Here is a 21,164-nt window from a genome sequence, read left to right as displayed (position 1 = left end):
GTAAATTTCAGGCGCTCATCCCGATACAAAAACACCCCCAATTTCAAGTTTTAAAGGAAGAACCCATGTTTAACAAAGGACAACTCGCAGGCCTGATGAAGCAGGCGCAGGCGATGCAGGACAACATCAAGAAGGCCCAGGACGAACTGGCGTTTGTGGAAGTCACCGCCGAAGCCGGCTCCGGCCTGGTGAAGGTCACCATGACCTGCAAGCACGACGTCAAGCGCATTGAAATCGACCCCAGCCTGCTGGCCGACGACAAAGACATGCTGGAAGACCTGGTGGCTGCTGCCTTTAATGCCGCAGTGCGCAAGGCCGAAGAAGTGAGCGCGGAAAAGATGGGCAAGCTCACGGCCGGCCTGCCACCTGGCATGAAGCTCCCCTTCTAAAGGCTGCTGCCTTTAATGGCTGACTCCAACGCTCTTGAGGGCCTGACCCAGGCGCTGCGCAAGCTGCCCGGTGTGGGCGCGAAGTCGGCCGCACGCATGGCGTTTCACCTGTTGCAGCACGACAAACCGGGCGCCTTGCAGATTGCCCGGGCCATGGAGCATGCGGTCAACAGCGTGAAGCACTGCACCCTGTGCAACACCCTGACGGAGCAAGAGCTGTGCACCACCTGCGCTAACCCGCAGCGCGACCGCAGCAAGCTGTGCGTGGTCGAAACGCCGGCAGACCAGGCGGCGCTGGAGCGCACGCTGGCCTACAAGGGCCTGTACTTTGTGCTCATGGGAAAACTCAGCCCGTTGGACGGCATAGGCCCCAACGACATAGGCCTGCAAAAGCTGTTTGACCGCGTGGTGCCCAAAGATGCGCGCGGCGAGGCCTTGCCGCCCGAATCACGCGAGGTGCAGGAAGTGATTCTGGCAACCAACTTCACCGCGGAAGGCGAGGCCACGGCCCATGTGATAGCCCAGGCGCTGAAAAGCCGCGGTGTGCAGGTGACGCGCCTGGCGCGCGGTGTGCCGGTCGGCAGCGAGCTTGAATATGTGGACCTGGGAACGATTGCTCACGCGCTGGTGGACCGCCGGTGAACATGGCGCTTCGCCACTGATTCCTTCAGCTTCCGCCAGCTCGAAAAATTCAATCCAAACACCAAAAAACCAAAAGCCTGTAGCGGGCAACAACAAACGAAAGATGAAGAGGATTCCAGCATGACATTCGCACGCTTTACCGTCGCCTACTGGTGTGTCCTGATCATGGCCTTGATGCCGATTGCCTGCGCCGCGCTGGCCAAGTACGGCATGATGAGCACGCCCCGGCGTGACGGCGGTTTTGACAACCACAACCCGCGCGGCTGGCTGGCGCGGCAAAGCGACTGGCGTGGCCGTGCCAATGCCGCTCAGCAAAATACCTTCGAGTCGCTGCCCTTCTTTTTTGTGGCCGTCGTCATTGCGCATCTCTTGCAGGCCGGTCAGACGCGGCTGGACATCCTGGCGCTGCTTTTTGTGGTCTTGCGCATCGCTTACGTCATGATGTACGTGGCCGACCTGGCCAAGGCCCGCTCCGCGATCTGGGCTGCGGCGCTCTTCATCAATATCTGCATTCTCTTCTCAGGCTATCGCTGATCACGGCGTGCATTGCCGCAGTAACCAGTGGTAACTGCGGCGGGCGCTCACCGTAAAAACCCGCACGGGATGATACCGATGCGGGTTTTTTTACGTCTCGATAAGCTTGCTGCAACTATAAAGAGAGGCCCAACATGAACCGCCAACCCCTGATCTCCCGCCGGACCTTTGCCGGTGGCACCGCACTGGCTGCGGCAGCACTGGCATTGCCGGCCCTTCGCGCTCAACCCAAGCTTGAGAAGTCCAAAATCGCCATCGCAGTGGGCGGCAAGGCGGCGTTCTACTATCTGCCGCTCACCATTTCCGAACAGCTGGGCTATTTCAAGGCTGAGGGACTGGACGTCGAAATCAGCGACTTCGCCGGCGGTGCACGCGCTTTGCAGGCTGTGGTGGGTGGGTCGGCAGATGTCTGCTCGGGCGCTTATGAGCACACCATCAACCTGCAGTCCAAGAACCAGATGTTCCAGGCTTTTGTGCTGCAGGGCAGGGCGCCGCAGATTGCGTTTGGTGTTTCTACCAAGAACATGCCCAACTACAAAACCGTGGCCGACCTGAAGGGCAAGAAGATTGGCGTGTCGGCGCCGGGTTCGTCCACCAACATGATGGCCAACCTGGTGCTGTCCCGGGCGGGGCTCAAACCCAGTGACGTGAGTTTTATCGGCGTGGGCACGGCGGCAGGCGCGCTCACTGCGTTGCGCTCAGGCCAGATCGACGCCATGAGCAACACCGACCCGGTGATGACCATGCTCGAGCAAAAAGGCGAGGTGAAGATCATCAGCGACACGCGCACCCTCAAGGGCACGGTGGAAGTTTTTGGCGGCTCCATGCCGGCGGGCTGCCTGTATGCGCCGCTGGACTTTATCCAGAAGCATCCCAATACCTGCCAGGCGCTGGCCAATGCCATCGTGCATGGCCTCAAATGGCTACAGACTGCAGGCCCCGGCGACCTCATCAAGACCGTGCCCGAGAGCTACCTGCTGGGCGACCGCGCGCTGTACCTGGCGTCATTCAACAAGGTGCGTGAATCGATCTCGCTGGACGGCATCATCCCCGACGACGGGGCGCGTACGGCCCTGAAGGCGTTGGCAAGTTTTGACCCCACGGTTAAAGCCGACAAGATCGATCTGGCCAAAACCTATACCAACGAGTTTTCGCGCCGGGCCAAAGAGCGATTCAAGGCTTGAGGCATCTTCTCCGGTCACCTCGCGCTGCCTGCTTTTTGCAGGCAGCTTGCTATAAGCTTGTGCCATGCCTGAACCCGACAACGCTTACGCCCTTGAGCTGATCGACATCAGCTGCACCTTTCGCTCACGCGATGATGCGGGCCAGCGCTATACGGCCGTCAGCAACACCACGCTGCGCATCAGTGCCGGTGAATTTGTGTCGGTCGTCGGGCCTACGGGCTGCGGCAAATCCACCCTGCTCAATATCGGCGCCGGCCTGCTGGAGCCCTCGTCGGGTGAGGTGAAGGTTTTTGGTGCACCGCTGGCCGGTATCAATACCCGCGCCGGCTATATGTTCCAGACCGAGGCCCTGATGCCCTGGCGCAGCGCCATTGCCAACGTCATGATGGGCCTGCAGTACCGGGGCGTTCCCGATGACGAGGCGCGCCGCCAGGCGCAGGCCTGGCTTGAGCGGGTGGGCCTGGGCGAATTTGGTGACCGCTATCCGCACCAGCTTTCGGGCGGCATGCGCAAGCGCACCGCGCTGGCCCAGGTGCTGGCGTTGGACCCCGACATCATCCTGATGGACGAGCCTTTCAGCGCGCTCGACATCCAGACCCGCCAGCTGATGGAAAACGAAGTGCTGGAGCTGTGGGCCGCCAAAAAGAAGGCGGTGCTCTTCATCACGCACGACCTGGACGAGGCCATCGCCATGAGTGACCGTGTGGTGGTGCTGTCGGCCGGCCCGGGCACGCACCCCATTGGTGAATTCACGATTGACCTGCCGCGTCCGCGCGACGTGGCAGAGGTACGCAGCCAGCCGCGATTTGTGGAGCTGCACAAACAGATCTGGGATGTGCTGCGCGATGAAGTGCTGAAGGGCTACGCGCAGCAACTGAAGAAGGCGGCCTGACCATGTGGCGCCATATCAAGCCCACCGAAAGCAATCTGCGCGCATGGCAGATCGGCCTGCTGGTCTTCATCCTGATTTGCTGGCACCTGGCTTCGCGCGACCAGCAAATTGCGTTTTTCCTGGGCGAGCCCATCAAGGTCGCGGGCAGGGTGTGGAGCTGGTTCATGCCGTTTGGCTTTGGCCCCAGCGCGCTGTTTCCTGAGGGGCTGGCGGGCAACGCCGACATCTACCTGCACCTGGGCACCACGCTGCTGGAAACCGTGCTGGCCTTTGGCATCGGCACGGCGCTGGGCCTGGCCTGCGGGCTGTGGCTGGCCCTGGCGCCCACGGCCAGCGCGATCCTGGACCCTTACATCAAGGCCGCCAACTCGATGCCGCGGGTGATTCTGGCGCCCATTTTTTCGCTGTGGCTGGGCCTGGGCATCTGGAGCAAGGTGGCTTTAGCCGTCACATTGGTGTTCTTCATCGTCTTTTTCAACGTTTACCAGGGTGTGAAAGAAGTCAGCCCGGTCGTGCTGGCCAATGCCCGGATGCTGGGCGCCAACCAGCGGCAACTGCTGCGCACCGTGTACCTGCCTAGCGCCACCAGCTGGGTGTTTTCCAGCCTGCATACCTCGGTGGGCCTGGCTTTTGTGGGGGCGGTGGTGGGGGAATACCTGGGTTCGGCCCGCGGGGTGGGCTACCTCATCTTGCAGGCGGAAGGCACGTTTGACGTCAATACCGTGTTTGCCGGCATTGTGGTGCTGACGGCTTTCGCGCTGGTGCTGGACGGCATAGTGGGCCGGCTGGAAAAGCGGCTGATGAAATGGCAGCCCCGGACGGGGGAAACCGAAAAACTGTGATTTTCCGGGCTTTGGGAGGGGCTTTAGGAGCTTTTGGGAGGGTGTTCTTTACCTCGGGTTAACACTACGATCACGTATCATTTCGTAACCCCCAATCCCCGGAGCTGACGCCTCATGTCAATGGTCCAGTTGGCGTTACGACGCCCCTACACGTTCATCGTGATGGCCATGCTCATCGTGCTGGCCACGCCGTTCGCGCTCAGGAACATGGCGACGGACATCTTCCCCGAGATCAACATCCCGGTGATCAGCGTCATCTGGAACTACAACGGCCTGCCGGCCCAGGAAATGGGTCAGCGTGTGGCGGGCCAGACGGAGCGGGGCCTGACCACCGTGGTCAGCGACATCGAGCACATTGAGTCCACGTCGCTGGCCGGCGTCAGCATCATCAAGGTCTTCTTCCAGCCCGGCGTCAACATCCAGACCGCAATTGCCCAGGTGGTGGCCTCGGTGCAAACGCAGGTGCGGCAACTGCCGCCCGGCATCACGCCGCCGCTGGTGATCAAGTATTCGGCGTCCAGCATCCCTGTCATGCAGTTGGCGTTGTCCAGCGCGACGTTGCCTGAAAACGCGCTGTTCGACACCGCCGTCAACGGCCTGCGCCCGCAGCTCATCACGGTGCCCGGCGTTGCTTCGCCATTCCCCTACGGAGGCAAGGTGCGCGTGATCTCTGTGGACCTGGACACCCAGGCTCTGCAGGCGCGCGGCCTGTCACCGGCTGACGTGGTCAACGCCGTCAACACGCAGAACCTGATCCTGCCCTCGGGAACCGTCAAGTTCGGTGAAACCGAATACACCGTGCGCATGAATGGCTCGCCCGACGCACTGGCCGGCCTGAACGACCTGCCGGTGCGCACGGCCAACAACGTCACCACCTATCTGCGTGATGTGGCCTATGTGCGCGACGGCTTTCAGCCCCAGACCAATGTGGTGCGCCAGGATGGCGCGCGTGGTGTGCTGGTGTCGGTGCTCAAAAACGGCGGCGCCTCCACGCTGGACATTGTGGCCAATGTGCGGGCCTTGCTGCCGCGCGTGGTGCAGACCCTGCCGTCCGATGTGAAGGTTACGCCGCTGTTTGACCAGTCGGTTTTTGTGAAGGCAGCCGTGGTCGGCGTGATCATCGAAGCGCTGATCGCCGCCGCGCTGACGGCCCTGATGGTGCTGCTCTTCCTGGGCAACTGGCGCAGCACGCTGATCATCGCGTTGACGATTCCACTCTCCATCCTGACCTCCATCCTGGTGCTGTTCGCGCTGGGCGAAACGCTCAACCTGATGACGCTGGGCGGCCTGGCGCTGTCGGTCGGTATCCTGGTGGACCAGGCCATCGTGACCATAGAGAACATCGAGCGCCACCTGCATATGGGCAAGCCGCTCAATGACGCGATTGAAGTCGGCGCCGGCGAAATCGGCCCGGCAGCTTTTGTGGCCACGCTGTGCATCTGTATCGTGTTCGTGCCCATGTTTTTCCTCTCGGGCGTGGCGCGCTTCCTGTTTGTGCCGCTGGCCGAGGCCGTGGTGTTCGCGATGATCGCGTCTTACATCCTGTCGCGCACCCTGGTGCCGACGCTGGTGATGCTGCTCATGGGCGGTGTGCACGAGGCGGCACAAGCTGAGACCAAACCCAGCCCGCTGCAGCGCCTCTACCGCAGCTTTGATTCGCAGTTCGAGCGCGTGCGCCGCGCCTACACGCTGGCCTTGTCGGCGGCGCTGTCGCACCGCCGGCGCTTTGCGCAGCTGTTCCTCGGCTTCTGCTTGCTGTCTTGCCTGCTGTACCCATTTTTGGGCCGCGACTTTTTCCCAAGTGTGGACGCGGGCCAGATTCGCCTGCACATGCGTGCGCCCACCGGCACGCGTATCGAGGAAACCGTGCGCATTGCCGATGCGGTGGAAACGGCGATTCGCGAAATGATCCCGGCCGACCAGCTTGAAACCATCCTGGACAACATCGGCCTGCCCAACAGCGGTATCAATCTCTCCTACAGCAATGCCGGCACCATAGGCACCATGGACGGCGAGATTTTGATGTCGCTCAAAGATGGGCACAAGCCGACCGACGGATTCATCAGCCTGTTGCGGGCCGAGCTGCCCAAACGTTTTCCCAATGTGGAGTTTTTCTTCCAGCCGGCCGACATCTCGACGCAGATCCTTAACTTCGGCCTGCCTGCGGCCATTGACGTGCAGTTCACCGGCAACGATATCAACGGCAACATGGAGCGTGCGGCCGAGCTGACCAAGGCCATCCGCAAGATACCGGGCGCGGTCGATGCCCATGTGCATCAGCGCCTGGACGGCCCGGTCGTCGACCTGCGCATGGATCGCACGCGGCTGCAGCAGTTCGGGCTGGGTGCGGCCAACGTCGGCCAGAACGTGCTGATCGCGCTGTCGGGCAGCTCGCAAACGGCGCCGGCCTTCTGGTTGAACCCGCAGAACGGCGTGGTTTACAACGTGGTGGTGCAGTCTCCGCAGTACAACGTGGATTCGGTGGATTCACTGCTCAGCATCCCCGTGGGTTCAACACCTAACGCCAACAGCGGCGCCAATGGCGCGGCCGCACCGGCCAACCCGACACAACTGCTGGGCAACCTGGTGGATGCGCGCGCCGGGCGGCAGCAGCCCATTGTTTCGCGCTACAACATCCAGCCCGCGATCGACGTTTATGTGAGCGTGCAGGGCACCGACCTGGCCAGTGTGGCCAGCCAGATCAAGACGCTGGTGGCCGAGATGGAGCCCAAACTCACACGCGGCAACCAGGTCGCCATACGCGGCCAGGTGCAGACCATGCAGAACTCCTTCATCGGCCTGGGCCTGGGGCTCGCGATGGCCATCGTGCTGGTTTACTTGCTGATCGTAGTGACCTTCCAGTCCTGGACGGACGCGGCCATCATCATCACCGCGCTGCCGGCCGCGCTCGCGGGCATTGCCTGGATGCTCTTTATCACGGGTACCACGCTCAGTGTGCCGGCCCTGACGGGCGCCATCATGACCATGGGCGTGGCGACAGCCAACAGTATTTTGGTGGTGTCTTTCGCCCGCCAGCGCATGGAAGACGGCATCACGCCGCTGTCGTCGGCGCTGGAGGCCGGCGCCACCCGCATACGCCCGGTGCTGATGACGGCGCTGGCCATGATCATCGGCATGATCCCGATGGCGCTGGGCCTGGGCGAGGGCGCCGAGCAGAACGCGCCGCTGGGCCGGGCTGTGATTGGCGGCCTGCTTTTTGCTACTGTATCGACCTTGTTTTTTGTGCCTGTGATCTACGCCGGGGTGCACCAGCGCCTGGCGCAGCGCAAGGCGCGCCGCGGCACACCGCCCGCACCCCATGAAGCCGCGGGCACCGTGCCCCAGGAGAGCTGAGCCATGTCCGAAGAACGCCATTCCCCCCTGGCCTTGCATCCCGTCGAGCCGGGTGAGTCGGGTGAACTGCTCAAGCGCGGGCAGATCGTGCGCCGCGCCAAGATCGCCGCTGTCATCGTGCTGGTGGTGCTGGCCGTAGGCGCGGGCCGCACGGTGATCAGCCGGGTCTACAACGCCAAAGAACTCGAAGCCGGCGCTGCCGAACGCAACAAGAATTATGTGAAGACCACACTGGCCAAGGCCAGCGAGACCGGCCAGACGCTGGCCTTGCCGGGCACGTTGCAGGGCTTTGTGCAGTCACCGATTTATGCGCGCGCGGGCGGCTACGTCAAGCGCTGGACCAAAGACATAGGCGCGCGTGTCGCCAAGGGTGAACTGCTGGCCGAGATTGAAACGCCTGAGATCGACCAGCAGCTGTCGCAAGCGGTTGCCGCGCGGCAGCAGGCCGCGGCCAGCCTGGACCTGGCCCAGAGCACGGCAGTGCGCTGGGAGGCGCTGCGCAAAAAGGATGCAGTCTCGCAACAGGAAGTCGACGAACGCCGCAGCGCCAGCGCGCAGGCCGGCGCCAACCTGGCGGCGGCTGAGGCCAATGTGCAGCGCCTGCGCCAGCTCGAAAACTTCAAGCGCATCATCGCGCCCACCGATGGCGTCATCACGCGGCGCAACGTCGACACCGGCGACCTGATCGATGCCGGCGCCAGCGGCGGCCTGACGCGAGCGCTGTTCGTCGTCACGCAGACCGACCCGCTGCGGCTTTACGTCAACGTGCCGCAGACTTACGCGCAGCTCGTCAAGCCGGGGCAAAGCGTGGTGGTGACGCAGGCCGAACTGCGCGGCCAGAAATTCCAGGGCCAGGTAGCCCGCACGGCGGCGTCCATTGACGCCACCTCGCGCTCCATGCAGGTAGAGATATCGCTGCCCAATACAGCAGGCACCTTGCTGCCGGGCGCTTTTGTGCAAGTGGCATTGCCGCTGGCGGCCAGCCGCGGCCTGGCCATTCCGAACAATGCGTTGATCATTCGCGGCGACGGCGTCAAGGTGGCGGCTATCGACGCTGAAGGGCGTGTGCGCCTCAAGCCTGTGCAGCTCGGGCGCAATTACGGTGAGCGGGTGGAGGTGGTTGGTGGCGTGAGCAGCGGTGAGCGCCTGGTGCTCAACCCGTCGGACTCGCTGGCCGAAGGCGACACCGTGACTTTCAACGCCGCCGAGGACGACAAAGCAGGCGACAAGGCCGGCCAGAAGCCGGGCGTGGCGGTTGCCGACAAGGGAAAAACGGAAGGCAAGGCTGAGGCCAAGGCCGAAGCAGGGAAAGCTGCACCGTGAACAGGATGAAGGCAACAGGTCCGAGGAGCGCGCTCTGGGCGGTACTGGCCGGCGCCGTGCTGGCCGGCTGCTCGGCAGGCCCGGCCTACCGCAAGCCCACAGTCGATATGCCCGTGGCCTGGCAGGTAGAGGCGCCCTGGCGCGCCAGCACGCCCAATGACGTGGCCGCCAAGGGCCCATGGTGGGAGCGTTTTGGCGACCCCCAGCTCAACGCGCTGGCGCAAAAAGCCATGTCCGGCAACCAGACACTGGCCGCCGCCAATGCGCGGCTGGCGCAGGCGCGCGCCAGCCTGGCGGTCAGTTCGGCCAGCCTGTTCCCGCAGGTCAATTTCGGCTACCGGGCCGCCCGCCAGAAGATCTCGGCAAACCGGCCACTGACCAACTACAACTCGCCGAACTTTTCGACGGTGCAGAACGACTACACCGCCACGCTGGCCGTCAGCTATGAGGTGGACCTGGCCGGCAGGGTGCAGAGCCTGGTCGACGGAGCGGGCGCGACGGCGGAGCAGTCTGCCGCCGACCTGGAGAACACCCGCCTGGTGCTGACCTCTGACCTGGCGGTGAACTACTTCAGCCTGCGCGCGCTGGATACCGAGCTCGATGTGCTGGCGCGCTCCATCGCGCTGCAGCGGCGCTCGCTGGTGCTGGCCACTGACAGGCATGACCTGGGCGCCACGTCAGGCCTGGACATGGCGCAGCAGCAAGCCCTGCTCGACACCACCTTGACCCAGGTCGACGTGCTCAAGCGGCAACGCGCCCAGTTCGAGCATGCGATTGCCACGCTCACCGGCACGCCCGCGCCGCAATTCACACTGCCGCCGCAGACCACGCCGCTCACGCCGCCCGCGATTCCGCTGGGCATTCCTTCGGATGTGCTGGAGCGCCGCCCCGATGTCGCCTCGGCTGAACGCGCCATGGCCGCGGCCAATGCGCAAATCGGCGTGGCCAGCGCGGCGTTTTACCCCAGTGTTTCGCTGTCCCCGACTGTGGGTCTGGACAGCCGGATTTTCCACAGCCTGTTCGATGCGCCCAGCGTGCTGTGGTCTTTGGGTGTGTCGGCGACGCAGGTGCTTTTTGACGGTGGCCGCATCAGCGCCAACGTGGACTTCGCGCAGGCCGGCTATGACGTGACGGTGGCCAACTACCGCCGCGTCGTGCTCACAGCCATGCAGGAAGTGGAAGACGGCATCAGCGGCGTCACCGCGCTGGACCGCGCCTACAGCCAGGCGCAGCGCGCCATCGCCAGCTCGGGGCGTGTGCTGGAGATTGCGAACGACCGCTACGAGGGCGGTGTGGCGAGCTACCTGGACGTCATCACGGCGCAGCAGTCGCAGCTCAACAGTGAGCGCCAGGCCGCGCAGTTGCTCGGCCAGCGCATGCTGGTGTCGGTGTTTCTGGTGAAGGCACTGGGAGGCGACTGGCAAGGGCAGGGCACGCCTGTGTCTACCGCCCAATAGCAGGCTGGCGGGCCGCCAACCGGTCGGTAACGTCGGCCAGGCGGCCGCCCGCATCTTTTCCTGTCGTCCTACAGCGGCTGCGGTACCTGCACCCTAAAGTGCAATCACCGTACAACAAGCCCTAAAGGACGCATCATGAACCTCTCCCTGAGCATTGGCCCCCTGGTCTCGCTGATCGCCGGCATCCTGATTTTGATCATGCCGCGCCTGCTCAATTACATCGTGGCGATCTACCTGATCGTGATTGGCTTGATCGGCCTCTTCGGCGTCGGCTCGATGAAGTTCTAGCCTTGCCGCGCCTCGATGGGGCGTAAGGTACTTCAGCGCTTCCTGGACTTCACAACAGGCTTGGCGCTGCTGCGCTTGACAGCCTTGACGTTGCTTTTGCCGCGGCCATGGCTGGACGAAGCCGCATGGCTCTTGACCGGCAGGAACACCACCACCTGGTGGCCCAGCTTGAATGCGGTGGAGGTGCTGACGTTGTTCCACTCGGCCACATTCGCGGCGCTCAAGCCGTAGCGCTTGGCGATGGTGGCCACCGATTCGCCCTTGCGGGCCTTGACGGTGGTGCGCCGGGTCACGACCTCAGGCGCGAATGACACCTGGGCGTTGTCGGCGACATGACTGGTCACATCGGTCTCTACCTTGGCCGAGCGCGGCACCAGCAAGGTGGAGCCGGCCTTGATCAGCATGCGCGGCGGGATGTTGTTGACGCCGCGCAGGTCGGCCTCGCTCATGCCGGTGCGGCGCGCTGCTTCGGCCGGGTTCATGGTGCTGGGCGCTGTCCAGGCCGTCCAGCTGGCGTACTGGCCCTGGCTGTAGGCTTCAAAGTTGCGCTGGAACACCGTGGCGTTGTCCCAGGGCAGCAGGATTTGCGGCGTGCCGGCCGCGATGATCACAGGGCGGTGCGCCGAAGGGTTGAGCGCCTTGAAGTCTTCAATCTTGACGTCGGCCAGGCGCGCGGCCAGGGCCACGTCGATGTCGCGCGTGATCAGCACCTGCTGGAAGTAGGGGTGGTTCTCGATCAGCGGCAGCTCGGTGCGAAAGGCCTGCGGGTTGGCGACGATGTTTTTGACGGCCTGCAGCTTGGGCACGTAGAGGCGCGTTTCCGCCGGCATGTTCAGGTCGGTGTAGCTGGTGCCCAGGCCCGCTCTCTGGTTTTTGGCGATGGCCCGGCCCACGCTGCCTTCACCCCAGTTGTACGCAGCCAGCGCCAGGTGCCAGTCGCCGAACATGCCGTACAGCTTTTGCAGGTAGTCGAGTGCGGCGCGGGTAGAGGCCAACACGTCGCGGCGGTCGTCGCGGAAGGCGTTTTGCTTCAGGTCAAAGTATTTGCCGGTGGCCGGCATGAACTGCCACATGCCGGCGGCTTTGGCGCTGGAGACGGCCTGCGGGTTGAAGGCGCTTTCAATAAAAGGCAGCAGAGCCAGCTCGGTCGGCATCTGGCGGCGCTCGAGTTCTTCAACGATGTGAAAGAGGTACTTGCTGGAGCGCTCGGTCATGCGCTGGATGTAGTCGGGCCGGCTGGCGTACCACTGCTCACGGTCGGTCACGAGATCGTTTTGCAGGTCGGGCATGGCAAAGCCTCGGCGGATGCGGTCCCAGAGCTCTTTGGGCGGCTCGGTCGAGGCGACGATCTGGTGTGAGCCGGCCTGGCCCGGCGTGATGGCCTGGAGCGGGCCGGTGGGCAATTGGGGTTTGGTACCGGGCCCTGCGGTCAGCACGGGGTCGCCCGGCATGCCGGGGGGCTGCTGCTGCTGCGTTGCACAACCTGCAAGCAGTGCCGTAACGAGGATAAACGCGAGCGAAACAAAGCGGGAATTGATGAAACTGAAAGATCCAGAAGCTGCAGTGGTGCGGTGATGGGGCGTCATTTGAATTGGTTTTTCCACTGCCGGATGGCGGCAAATACGGTGGTGTCATCACGGGCCGACGCATCAAAGTGCCGGGCAGCCGTCATGATAGTGGCTTGCCGTGTTCGTAAAAAGGGGTTAACCAGCAGTTCTTGTGCCATGGAGGTCGGCAAAGTCGGCTGGTTCTGCTCGCGAAGGCGTATGCATTGCGCCTGGTAGGCCACCAGGTCGGCATTGCCGGGCTCCACCGCCATGGCAAAGCGCAGGTTGCTCAGCGTGTATTCATGGGTGCAGCACACCACGGTGTTGGCGGGCAGGGCGGCAAGTTTGTCGAGCGAGGCCAGCATTTGCGCCGGTGTGCCCTCAAACAAACGCCCGCAACCGCCGGAGAACAAGGTGTCGCCGCAAAACAGCAGGGGTTTGCCGTTCATGTGGGGCGTGTAATAGGCGATGTGGCCGGCCGTGTGGCCCGGCACGTCGATCACCTGGAAGTCCAGCCCCAATGCGTGCGCCGTGTCGCCACCGTTCAGGTGTGTGTAGGGCTGCGGAATGCGCTCGGTCGCCGGGCCATAGACTTTGGCGCCGGTTGCTTCTCGCAACGCATCCACACCGCCTGTGTGGTCTGCATGGTGGTGCGTGACTAGAATCGACTCCAGTTGCAATGCGTGCTCACTCAGGGCGCGCAGCACCGGCCCGGCATCTCCCGGGTCCACGACCAGGGCGCGCTTGCCGTCATGCAACAACCAGAGGTAGTTGTCGTCGAAGGCAGGAATGGGGATCAAATACATGCGGTGGTTTCGATGAACTTGCGGTGGTCTCAATGAGCTCCGAAATTATAGGTTTGACCGACTGGCTGAAGACGCCGCCGGGCGCTTATCTGCTGGGCTGGGAACGCACGCATTTCGACGAGGCCGTCAGTGATGTCTTCGGCTACCACGCGCTGCAACTGGGCCTGCCGGAACTCGATGCCCTGCAGGCCAACCGCATGCCGCACAAATGGCTGGCGCTTGAATCACCGCTTCCTCCTGTTGCGCCCGCACCGGCGGATGGTGCGACTGCCGCGCCGGCCGCAAGTTCCCGGCGCGCGGCCTTGCTGACCGATTCAGGTGCGCTGCCGTTTCCGGAAAGCAGCCTTGACCTCGTTGTGCTGCCGCATACGCTGGAGCTGAGCCGCGACCCGCATGCCACGCTGCGTGAAGTCAGCCGCGTGCTGGTGCCCGAGGGGCGTGTGGTCATCAGCGGCCTGAACCCCACCAGCCTCTGGGGCCTGCGCCAGCGACGCGGCCACCTCTACCAGCGCTGGGGTTATGACAGTCTGTTCCTGCCCAAGACCGGCGAGTTCATTGGCTACTGGCGGCTGCGCGACTGGCTGCGGCTGCTGGACTTTGAGGTAGAGTCGGGGCGCTTTGGCTGCTACCGCCCGGCGCTGACCAGCCAGGCCTGGCTGGATCGCTTCGAGTGGATGGACGCCGCGGGCGAGCGCTGGTGGCCCATCTTCGGCGCCGTGTACTTTCTCGCAGCGGTCAAGCGTGTGCGGGGTGTGCGGCTGCTGGAGCCCGCCTGGAAGACGCGCAAGGCCCCGGCGGCGGCGCCGGCTGCGGTGGCCAACAAGGAGCCGGCCGCCCGGTCGCGGCCACCGGCCTGAACTGATTTTTCTTTTCCTTTTTAACCGCCGGGTGCTGGTAAGTGGCCCGGCGTTTTCACAAACAAGCACAACACGGGCAAACGCAACGCATGACCGATTTATCCACCAGCCCAGCCACTCCATCCCAGCCTGTCGTGATCTACACCGACGGTGCATGTAAGGGTAATCCCGGACCCGGTGGCTGGGGCGTCCTGCTGTCCCAGGGCGGCACCGAAAAAGAGCTGTTCGGCGGCGAGCTGGGCACCACCAACAACCGCATGGAAATGATGGCCGTCATCGAGGCGCTGGCGGCGCTCAAGCGGCCCTGCAACGTGACGCTGTACCTCGACAGCGAGTACGTGCGCAAGGGCATCACCGAGTGGATCCACGGCTGGAAGGCCAGGGGCTGGCGCACGGCGGCCAAGGCGCCCGTCAAGAACGTGGACCTGTGGCAGCGCCTGGACGCGCTCGTGAGCGGCAGCGGCCACAAGATCGACTGGCGCTGGGTCAAGGGCCATGCCGGCGACCCCGGCAACGAGCGCGCCGACGCGCTGGCCAACAAGGGTGTGGAGCGGGCGCTGGGCCGTTTGTAACAAGGCCGCAGGGGCGGCCTGCCGGCGGTGAGGCTGCACCGAAAAAAGCGCATAAGCACATGGCTTGAACATGCCCTTGCCGGGCCGACCGTTACGCGCACCATAAGCGTACATAGCGTTTGCCCCAATATGGCCGCGCAGCCTTGCGTAAAGCCGTTGTAAAGCTACCGCGCTTACCCCTTGGCATAGCCCCGAAAAGGCTGCTTCTGCCATGGTGTCCTGCTACATTGGAAGTTTGTATCTTTGTATAACAAGCTTTCCTCCCCCATGGCATCAAAAGTAATCTACATAGCGGTCGCCGCAGCGGGCATTGCGGTCGCATCGGGCGCTGCCTGGTGGCTCCAGAAACCCAAGGCGCCGGGCAATGCCGCGGAGGCGTCGCCTGCCGCTACCGGCAATGGCGCTGCTGCAGGAAAACCGGTCGCTGTGGAAGCCGCCAGGGTGGAACTGGCCAGGCTGTCGGATGACACCCAGGCCGTGGGCAGCCTGCGTTCACGCCGTGGCGTGGTCTTGCGGCCCGAGGTCAGCGGCCGCATCACGCAACTCAATTTCACCGACGGCCAGCGCGTGCGCAAAGGCCAGGTGCTGGTGCAGTTCGACGACCAGTTGCCGCTGGCCCAGGTGCAGCAAAGCCAGGCCGAGCTTTCCATTGCCCGCGCCAACCAGAAGCGTAACCAGGAACTGGTCGCGCAAAACTTCATCAGCCAGCGATCGCTCGATGAGAGCGCAGCCAACCTCCAGGTGGCCGAGGCCAAGCTGTCACTGGCCCAGGCCACGGCAGCCCGCCTGAAAATCGTCGCGCCCTTTGACGGCATCGCCGGCATCCGCCTCGTCAACGTGGGCGACTACCTCAAGGACGGCGCCGACATCGTTAACATCGAAGACATCGAAGCCATCTTTGTCGACTTCCGCCTGCCGGAGCGTTTCCAGAACAAGATCAAGCGCGGCCAGACGGCCATGCTCGACATCGATGCCTTGCCCGGGCGCAAGTACAACGCACAAATCCAGGCCATAGACCCCTTGATCGACGCCAACGGCCGCTCCATCGGCATTCGCGGCTGCATCGACAACCGCCAGCTGCAGTTGCGCCCCGGCATGTTCGCCCGCGTCAACACGGTGTTCGGCGTGCGCGAAAACGCCCGTGTGGTGCCCGAGGAAGCGATTGTTCCGCAGGGTTCCAGGCAATTCGTCATCAAGCTGCTGGAAGGCCCGAACGAGCAGACCCGCACCACCAAACGTGTAGAAGTCAAAGTCGGCCTGCGCAGCCCCGGCAAGGTCGAGATTCTTGAAGGACTGGAAGCCGGCGACACCGTGGTGGCCACAGGCCAGCAGCGTGTGCAGCGCGACGGCACGGTGGTGAGCGTGGTGGACCTGGCCGCGAATGCTTCTGCCCGCTCGGGCGGTGGCAATGGAAAAGCCGCTGCTGCTGCCGCTGCCGCTTCGCCAGCACCACAGGCTTCGCCGGCCGCAGCAGCCCCTGCGGCTCCTGAGGCTGCTGCCCCTAAGGCTGCTGTCGCAGCGGCCCCCGCAGCCCAGCAAGCGCCATTGGCCGGCCCCAACCCTTGCGGTGTCGTGGTGTCGGAAGCCCCGGCCCCCGGCGCCCTGGTTCCGGTGCGCAGCGTGTCACCCGCCGAGCGCAGCCCAGCCGGCCCGCCTGCCCGCGATCCAACCTGATCCGCTATGCAACTCGCTGAAGTTTCCATACGCCGCCCGGTCTTCGCCACCGTGCTGTCGCTGCTGATCGTGCTGATTGGGGCCGTCAGCTTCAACCGCCTGACGGTGCGCGAATACCCCAAGATTGACGAACCCGTCGTCACCGTCAGCGTGCGCTATGTGGGCGCGTCCGCCGAGGTGATCGAATCGCAAGTCACCAAGCCGCTCGAAGACTCCATTGCGGGCATCGACGGGGTGGACGTGATCACCTCCATCAGCCGCGCCGACCAGGCGCAGATCAGCGTGCGCTTCCGGCTTGAAAAAGACGCCGATTCGGCCGCCGCCGAGGTGCGCGACCGTACCTCGCGCGTGCGCAACCGCCTGCCGCAGGCGATTGAAGAGCCGGTGATCGCCAAGGTCGAGGCCGATGCCTTCCCGGTCATCCAGCTGGCGTTTTCCAGCGAGTCGATGACGCCGCTGCAAATCAACGACCTGGTTAACCGCATCGTCAAGCCGCGCCTGCAAACCGTGACCGGCGTGGCCGACGTGCGCATCTACGGTGAACGCAAATACGCCATGCGCGTCTGGCTGGACACCGACAAGCTGGCCTCCTACCGCCTCACCACGCAAGACGTTGAAGACGCGATACGCCGCAGCAACCTCGAGCTGCCAGCCGGCCGCATCGAGTCGCAGCAGCGTGAGTTCAGCGTGACCTCCCAGACCGACCTGGTCAGGCCCGGCCAGTTCGGCGACATCATGGTCAAGAACGTCAACGGCTTCTCGGTCAAGATACGCGACGTTGCGCGGGTGCAGGAAGGCGCGGCCGACGAACGCACCGCTGTGCGCCTGAACGGCCGCTCGGCAGTGGCCGTCGGCGTGATCCGCCAGGCCACAGCCAACCCACTGGATTTGTCCAAGGGTGTTCGCGAAGCCTTCCCCAAGCTGCAGGCCGACTTGCCGCCCGACATGCTGATCGACGTCGCCAACGACAACTCGGTGTTTATCGACAAGTCGGTGAAGAACGTTTACCGCACGATTGCTGAAGCCATCATCCTGGTGGCGCTGGTGATTTTTGTCTTCCTGCGCACCATGCGTGCCTCCATCATCCCCATCGTAACGATCCCGGTGAGCCTGATCGGCACCTTCGCCCTGATGGCGCTGGCCGGCTTCACCATCAACACCTTGACCCTGCTGGCGCTTGTGCTGGCCATCGGCCTGGTGGTGGACGACGCCATCGTGATGCTGGAGAACATCTTCCGCCACATCGAAGAGGGCATGGACCCGTTCTCGGCCGGCATCAAGGGCGCGCGTGAAATCGGTTTTGCGGTGATCACCATGACGGCCACGCTGGTGGCGGTGTACGCGCCGCTGGCGTTTACGCCGGGCCGCACCGGGCGGCTGTTTGTAGAGTTCGCGTTGGCGCTGGCCGGCGCCGTGGTGGTGTCGGGCTTTGTGGCGCTGACGCTCACGCCCATGCTGTGCACCCAGCTGCTCAAGCACAACCCCAAACCCAACCGTTTTGACCGCACCATGGAAAAGGTGCTGACCAGCATTTCCGACCGCTATGGCGACCTGCTGCGCTGGATCGTCACCAAGCGCTGGGAGCCTTCGGGCGAAGGCTCGGGCTGGGGCCAGAAGTTCAGGGCATTTATTTTCCAGGCGCGCTGGATCGTGGTGGGCGTGATGGTGCTCAGCGCGGCAGCCATCGCGCTGGTCTTCCCGACCATGAAGCAGGAGCTCTCGCCCATCGAAGACCGCGGCGTGGTGTTGGCGAACGTGACGGCGCCTGACGGCGCCACGCTGGACTACACCAACCGCTATGCCCGGGCGATGGAGAAAGTCGGCGAGTCTTTCCCCGAGTTCGACCGTATCTTTGCCAACATCGGCAACCCTACCGTGGCCCAGGCCAGCGTGGTCTACCGCACAGTGGACTGGGACGAGCGCAAGCGCACGACCATCGAGATGGCCAAGGAACTGCAGCCCAAGTTCAATGCGCTGCCCGGCGTCAACGTCTTCACCATCACGCCGCCGTCGCTGGGGCAGGGCTTTCGCGACCGGCCGCTCAATTTTGTGATCCAGACCTCGGACACCTACCAGAACCTCAACGCCGTCACACGCCAGATGCTGGACGAGATGGCCAAGAACCCGGGCATCGTCTCCACCGACGTGGACCTGCGGCTCAATAAACCCGAATTGCGCATCGAGGTCGAGCGCGACAAGGCGGCCGACCTTGGCGTGAGCGTCGAGGTGGTGGCCAAGGCGATTGAAACCCTGCTGGGCGGCCGCAACGTGACGCGCTACAAACGCGACGGCGAGCAGTACGACGTGATCGTGCAGACCCAGGCCAGCGGCCGTACTACGCCCGAGGACATTGACCGCATTTACGTGCGCGGCCGCAACGACGCGATGATTCCGTTGTCGGCGCTGGTGAAGGTGCGCGAAAGCGTTTCGCCGCGCGAGCTCAACCACTTCGGCCAGCGGCGCTCTGTTTCGTTCACCGCCAGCCTCTCCAGCGACTACTCGCTGGGCCAGGCGCTGCGCTTCATGGATGAGACATCGGCCAAGATACTCAAGACCGGCTACAGCACTGATCTGAACGGCACTTCGCGCGAGTTCCGCAATTCGCAGGGCGCGCTGGCCATTGTGTTTGTGCTGGCCTTGCTGTTTATTTTCCTGGTGCTGGCCGCGCAGTTTGAAAGCTTTGTCGATCCGTTGGTGATCATGCTGTCGGTGCCGCTGTCCATGCTGGGCGCTTTGCTGGCGCTGAAATGGACGGGCGGCTCGCTCAATGTGTATTCGCAGATCGGGCTGATCACGCTGGTGGGCCTGATCACCAAGCACGGCATTTTGATTGTCGAGTTCACCAACCAGCTGCGCGGGCAGGGGATGGAGATGATCGACGCGGTCGTCAAGGCCTCGTCACAGCGCCTGCGGCCCATCCTGATGACCACCGGCGCCATGGTGCTGGGCGCATTGCCGCTGGCACTGTCGCACGGCGCGGGCGCTGAAAGCCGCATGCAGATCGGCTGGGTGATTGTGGGCGGGATGTCGCTGGGCAGCGTGCTGGCTGTCTTTGTGGTGCCCACCATGTACACCCTGTTTGCCCGCAAGGCGATTCCGGGCGCCAACAAGGCTGTGGCCAAAGAGCAGCCGGATGCACATCATGAGCATCCTGAGTACGTTGCCAAGTAAGACGCTACGCAGTTCAATGCAAAACGCCCTCTCCGGAGGGCGTTTTTTATGGGTAATCTCTTTGCGCTAGCTGGTTAGATCGCGCCTTCGAACATCAGGACATCGACTTCATCGCCCACCGCTACGTTGCCCTGCGCATGATGCAACACGATCAGCCCATTCGCTTCGGCCATCGATCGCAGCACACCCGAGCCTTGGCTGCCGGTGGTTTTGGCCTGCAGTGAGCCGTCCGGTGCGGTGGAAACCCAGCCGCGCTGGTATTCAGTGCGGCCGGCTTTCTTGCGGATAGCTTCGGTGCTGCGGGCCTTGAGCAGCAGCGGCGATTCGGCGCCGGCGCCCATCATCTGCAACAGGGCGGGGCGCACAAAGGCGAGAAAGGTCACCATCACGGCCACCGGATTGCCGGGCAAGCCGAAAAGAATGGCGCCGTTGGGGTTGCCGCCCTTGGTGGCCGGTATGCGCCCCACGGCCATGGGCCGGCCGGGCCGCATGGCGATGCGCCAGAAGGCCACGTCGCCCAGCTTTTTCATCATGGCCTTGGTGAAGTCGGCCTCGCCCACGCTGACGCCGCCCGAGGTGATGATGGCGTCAGCTCGCGCGGCGGCCTCGGTGAAAGCCGCTTCCAGCAGGGCCGGGTCGTCGCGCACCACGCCCATGTCGATCACCTCGCAGCCCAGACGGCTGAGCATGCCGAAGACGGTGTAGCGGTTGCTGTCGTACACCGCGCCTTCACGCGGCGCCTCGCCCAGCGAGAGGATTTCGTCACCCGTTGAGAAATACGCCACGCGCAGCGGCCGCCAGGTGCTCAGCGTCTTGAGACCCAAAGAGGCCGCCAGCCCCAGACGGGCAGGTGTCAGCAACTCTCCTTTTTGGAGCGCCGGCCGGCCCTGCATCAGGTCTTCACCGCGCAGGCGGCGGTTGTCGCCGGCGCCCAGCAGCTTGGGGGGAATGGTGATGAATTCTGCGTTGCCGGCCCCGGTGCGCACGGAAATAAACTCTTGCGGCACCACCGTGTCCAGGCCGGGCGGCATAATGGCGCCCGTCATGATCTTCACGCACTTGCCGGGCTGCACGCTGCCTTGCCAGGCCTTGCCTGCCAGCGCGGTGCCAGGCGCCACCTGCAGCTCCAGCGCGGTGCCGGCTGCCAGTTGGCTGCCGTCAAAGGCATAACCGTCCATGGCCGAGTTGTCGTGGGGCGGCACGTCAAAGGGCGAGACCACATCGCTCGCGAGCACCCGGCCAAAGGCCTGCATCAGCGGCAGTTCAAGGGCATCCTGCACCGGCATGACCAGCCGGGAGAGGAAGTCCAGCACCTGGCCGGCAGAGAGAGCTTGCGGGTCGTAGCCTTGCAGCTCCGCGGCAATTTGGTCCAGTGTTTTCACGTGTTAGGGCCTGTTAACACTATGTTTACAAATGCGAATGGGGTGAGAAAGCCGCCAATCAAGGCGCGTGACGACGCCCAGACTCACGTCTGGGCTAGGAGCGCAACGCCGAGTGGCGGCTTTCTCACCCCATTCCCTTCGGGTTGCGATCAAAAAGGCCTTGCGCGGCGTTGCAAAGCCTTGACGGGGTTCACCCCGCCTGCGTTTTGCGCCTTGCTCAAGGCCTTTTTGACTCGCAACGCATCTTGCA

17 protein-coding genes are annotated in these 21,164 nt (G+C 63.8%); 14 read left to right on the top strand and 3 right to left on the bottom strand.

The features are described from left to right. Positions 1–65: 65 nt before the first annotated feature. The 10 genes from BM408_RS01310 (at position 66) to BM408_RS01265 (ending at position 10,905) form a co-directional block, all read left to right on the top strand. Complete coding sequence (locus BM408_RS01310; protein ID WP_092126146.1) at positions 66–389, top strand: YbaB/EbfC family nucleoid-associated protein; 324 nt, start codon at positions 66–68, stop codon at positions 387–389. Positions 390–404: 15 nt separating this feature from the next. Continuing rightward, entirely contained in the window at positions 405–1,031 is a 627-nt protein-coding gene (recR, locus tag BM408_RS01305; protein ID WP_092126144.1) for a recombination mediator RecR, read from the top strand. A gap of 120 nt (positions 1,032–1,151) precedes the next feature. Then, positions 1,152–1,565 carry an MAPEG family protein gene (locus BM408_RS01300; protein WP_092126142.1) on the top strand — a complete coding sequence of 138 codons (414 nt, stop codon included), beginning with the start codon at positions 1,152–1,154 and terminating at the stop codon, positions 1,563–1,565. Between the two features lie 134 nt (positions 1,566–1,699). Next, positions 1,700–2,749, top strand: coding sequence for an ABC transporter substrate-binding protein (locus BM408_RS01295; RefSeq protein WP_175541645.1), 1,050 nt, complete (start codon positions 1,700–1,702; stop codon positions 2,747–2,749). Between the two features lie 64 nt (positions 2,750–2,813). After that, positions 2,814–3,641 carry an ABC transporter ATP-binding protein gene (locus BM408_RS01290; protein ID WP_092126140.1) on the top strand — a complete coding sequence of 276 codons (828 nt, stop codon included), beginning with the start codon at positions 2,814–2,816 and terminating at the stop codon, positions 3,639–3,641. 2 nt (positions 3,642–3,643) lie between these two features. Then, the gene (locus tag BM408_RS01285; protein WP_092126138.1) at positions 3,644–4,483 is read left to right on the top strand and encodes an ABC transporter permease; all 840 of its coding nucleotides are present in this window, start codon (positions 3,644–3,646) and stop codon (positions 4,481–4,483) included. 114 nt (positions 4,484–4,597) lie between these two features. Then, complete coding sequence (locus BM408_RS01280) at positions 4,598–7,837, top strand: efflux RND transporter permease subunit (protein ID WP_092126136.1); 3,240 nt, start codon at positions 4,598–4,600, stop codon at positions 7,835–7,837. Between the two features lie 3 nt (positions 7,838–7,840). Continuing rightward, entirely contained in the window at positions 7,841–9,160 is a 1,320-nt protein-coding gene (locus BM408_RS01275) for an efflux RND transporter periplasmic adaptor subunit (RefSeq protein WP_092126134.1), read from the top strand. 5 nt (positions 9,161–9,165) lie between these two features. Then, positions 9,166–10,617, top strand: coding sequence for an efflux transporter outer membrane subunit (locus tag BM408_RS01270; RefSeq protein ID WP_092126132.1), 1,452 nt, complete (start codon positions 9,166–9,168; stop codon positions 10,615–10,617). A gap of 135 nt (positions 10,618–10,752) precedes the next feature. Further along, the gene (locus tag BM408_RS01265; RefSeq protein WP_092126130.1) at positions 10,753–10,905 is read left to right on the top strand and encodes a DUF3096 domain-containing protein; all 153 of its coding nucleotides are present in this window, start codon (positions 10,753–10,755) and stop codon (positions 10,903–10,905) included. A 32-nt stretch (positions 10,906–10,937) separates the two neighbouring features. On the opposite strand, the gene BM408_RS01260 is transcribed toward BM408_RS01265, so the two are convergent. Together BM408_RS01260 and gloB are read right to left on the bottom strand one after the other, a co-directional pair. Next, positions 10,938–12,356 (bottom strand): transglycosylase SLT domain-containing protein, encoded by a 1,419-nt coding sequence (locus BM408_RS01260; RefSeq protein WP_254774666.1) that lies wholly within the window; start codon positions 12,354–12,356, stop codon positions 10,938–10,940. Positions 12,357–12,487: 131 nt separating this feature from the next. After that, a complete protein-coding gene (gene gloB, locus BM408_RS01255) occupies positions 12,488–13,258 on the bottom strand; it encodes a hydroxyacylglutathione hydrolase (RefSeq protein ID WP_092126126.1) in 771 nt (256 codons plus the stop codon). A 32-nt stretch (positions 13,259–13,290) separates the two neighbouring features. Between gloB and BM408_RS01250 the strand changes: the two genes are divergently transcribed. From BM408_RS01250 to BM408_RS01235, 4 genes are all read left to right on the top strand, one after another. After that, positions 13,291–14,115: a class I SAM-dependent methyltransferase gene (locus BM408_RS01250; protein WP_175541644.1), complete on the top strand. Its 825-nt coding sequence runs from the start codon at positions 13,291–13,293 to the stop codon at positions 14,113–14,115. Positions 14,116–14,204: 89 nt separating this feature from the next. After that, positions 14,205–14,687 carry a ribonuclease HI gene (gene rnhA, locus BM408_RS01245; RefSeq protein ID WP_092126124.1) on the top strand — a complete coding sequence of 161 codons (483 nt, stop codon included), beginning with the start codon at positions 14,205–14,207 and terminating at the stop codon, positions 14,685–14,687. 267 nt (positions 14,688–14,954) lie between these two features. Continuing rightward, on the top strand, positions 14,955–16,361 hold the full coding sequence (locus tag BM408_RS01240; RefSeq protein ID WP_092126122.1) for an efflux RND transporter periplasmic adaptor subunit: 1,407 nt from the start codon (positions 14,955–14,957) through the stop codon (positions 16,359–16,361). 6 nt (positions 16,362–16,367) lie between these two features. Further along, a complete protein-coding gene (locus tag BM408_RS01235) occupies positions 16,368–19,532 on the top strand; it encodes an efflux RND transporter permease subunit (RefSeq protein WP_092126120.1) in 3,165 nt (1,054 codons plus the stop codon). A 74-nt stretch (positions 19,533–19,606) separates the two neighbouring features. Here BM408_RS01235 and glp read toward each other — a convergent pair whose 3' ends face one another. After that, positions 19,607–20,914 carry a molybdopterin molybdotransferase MoeA gene (glp, locus tag BM408_RS01230; RefSeq protein ID WP_092126118.1) on the bottom strand — a complete coding sequence of 436 codons (1,308 nt, stop codon included), beginning with the start codon at positions 20,912–20,914 and terminating at the stop codon, positions 19,607–19,609. Between the last annotated feature and the right edge of the window lie 250 nt (positions 20,915–21,164).

It is taken from the genome of Polaromonas sp. YR568, assembly GCF_900116715.1.
Lineage (GTDB): Bacteria > Pseudomonadota > Gammaproteobacteria > Burkholderiales > Burkholderiaceae_C > Polaromonas.
This window is presented reverse-complemented; position numbering and strand designations above follow the sequence as displayed.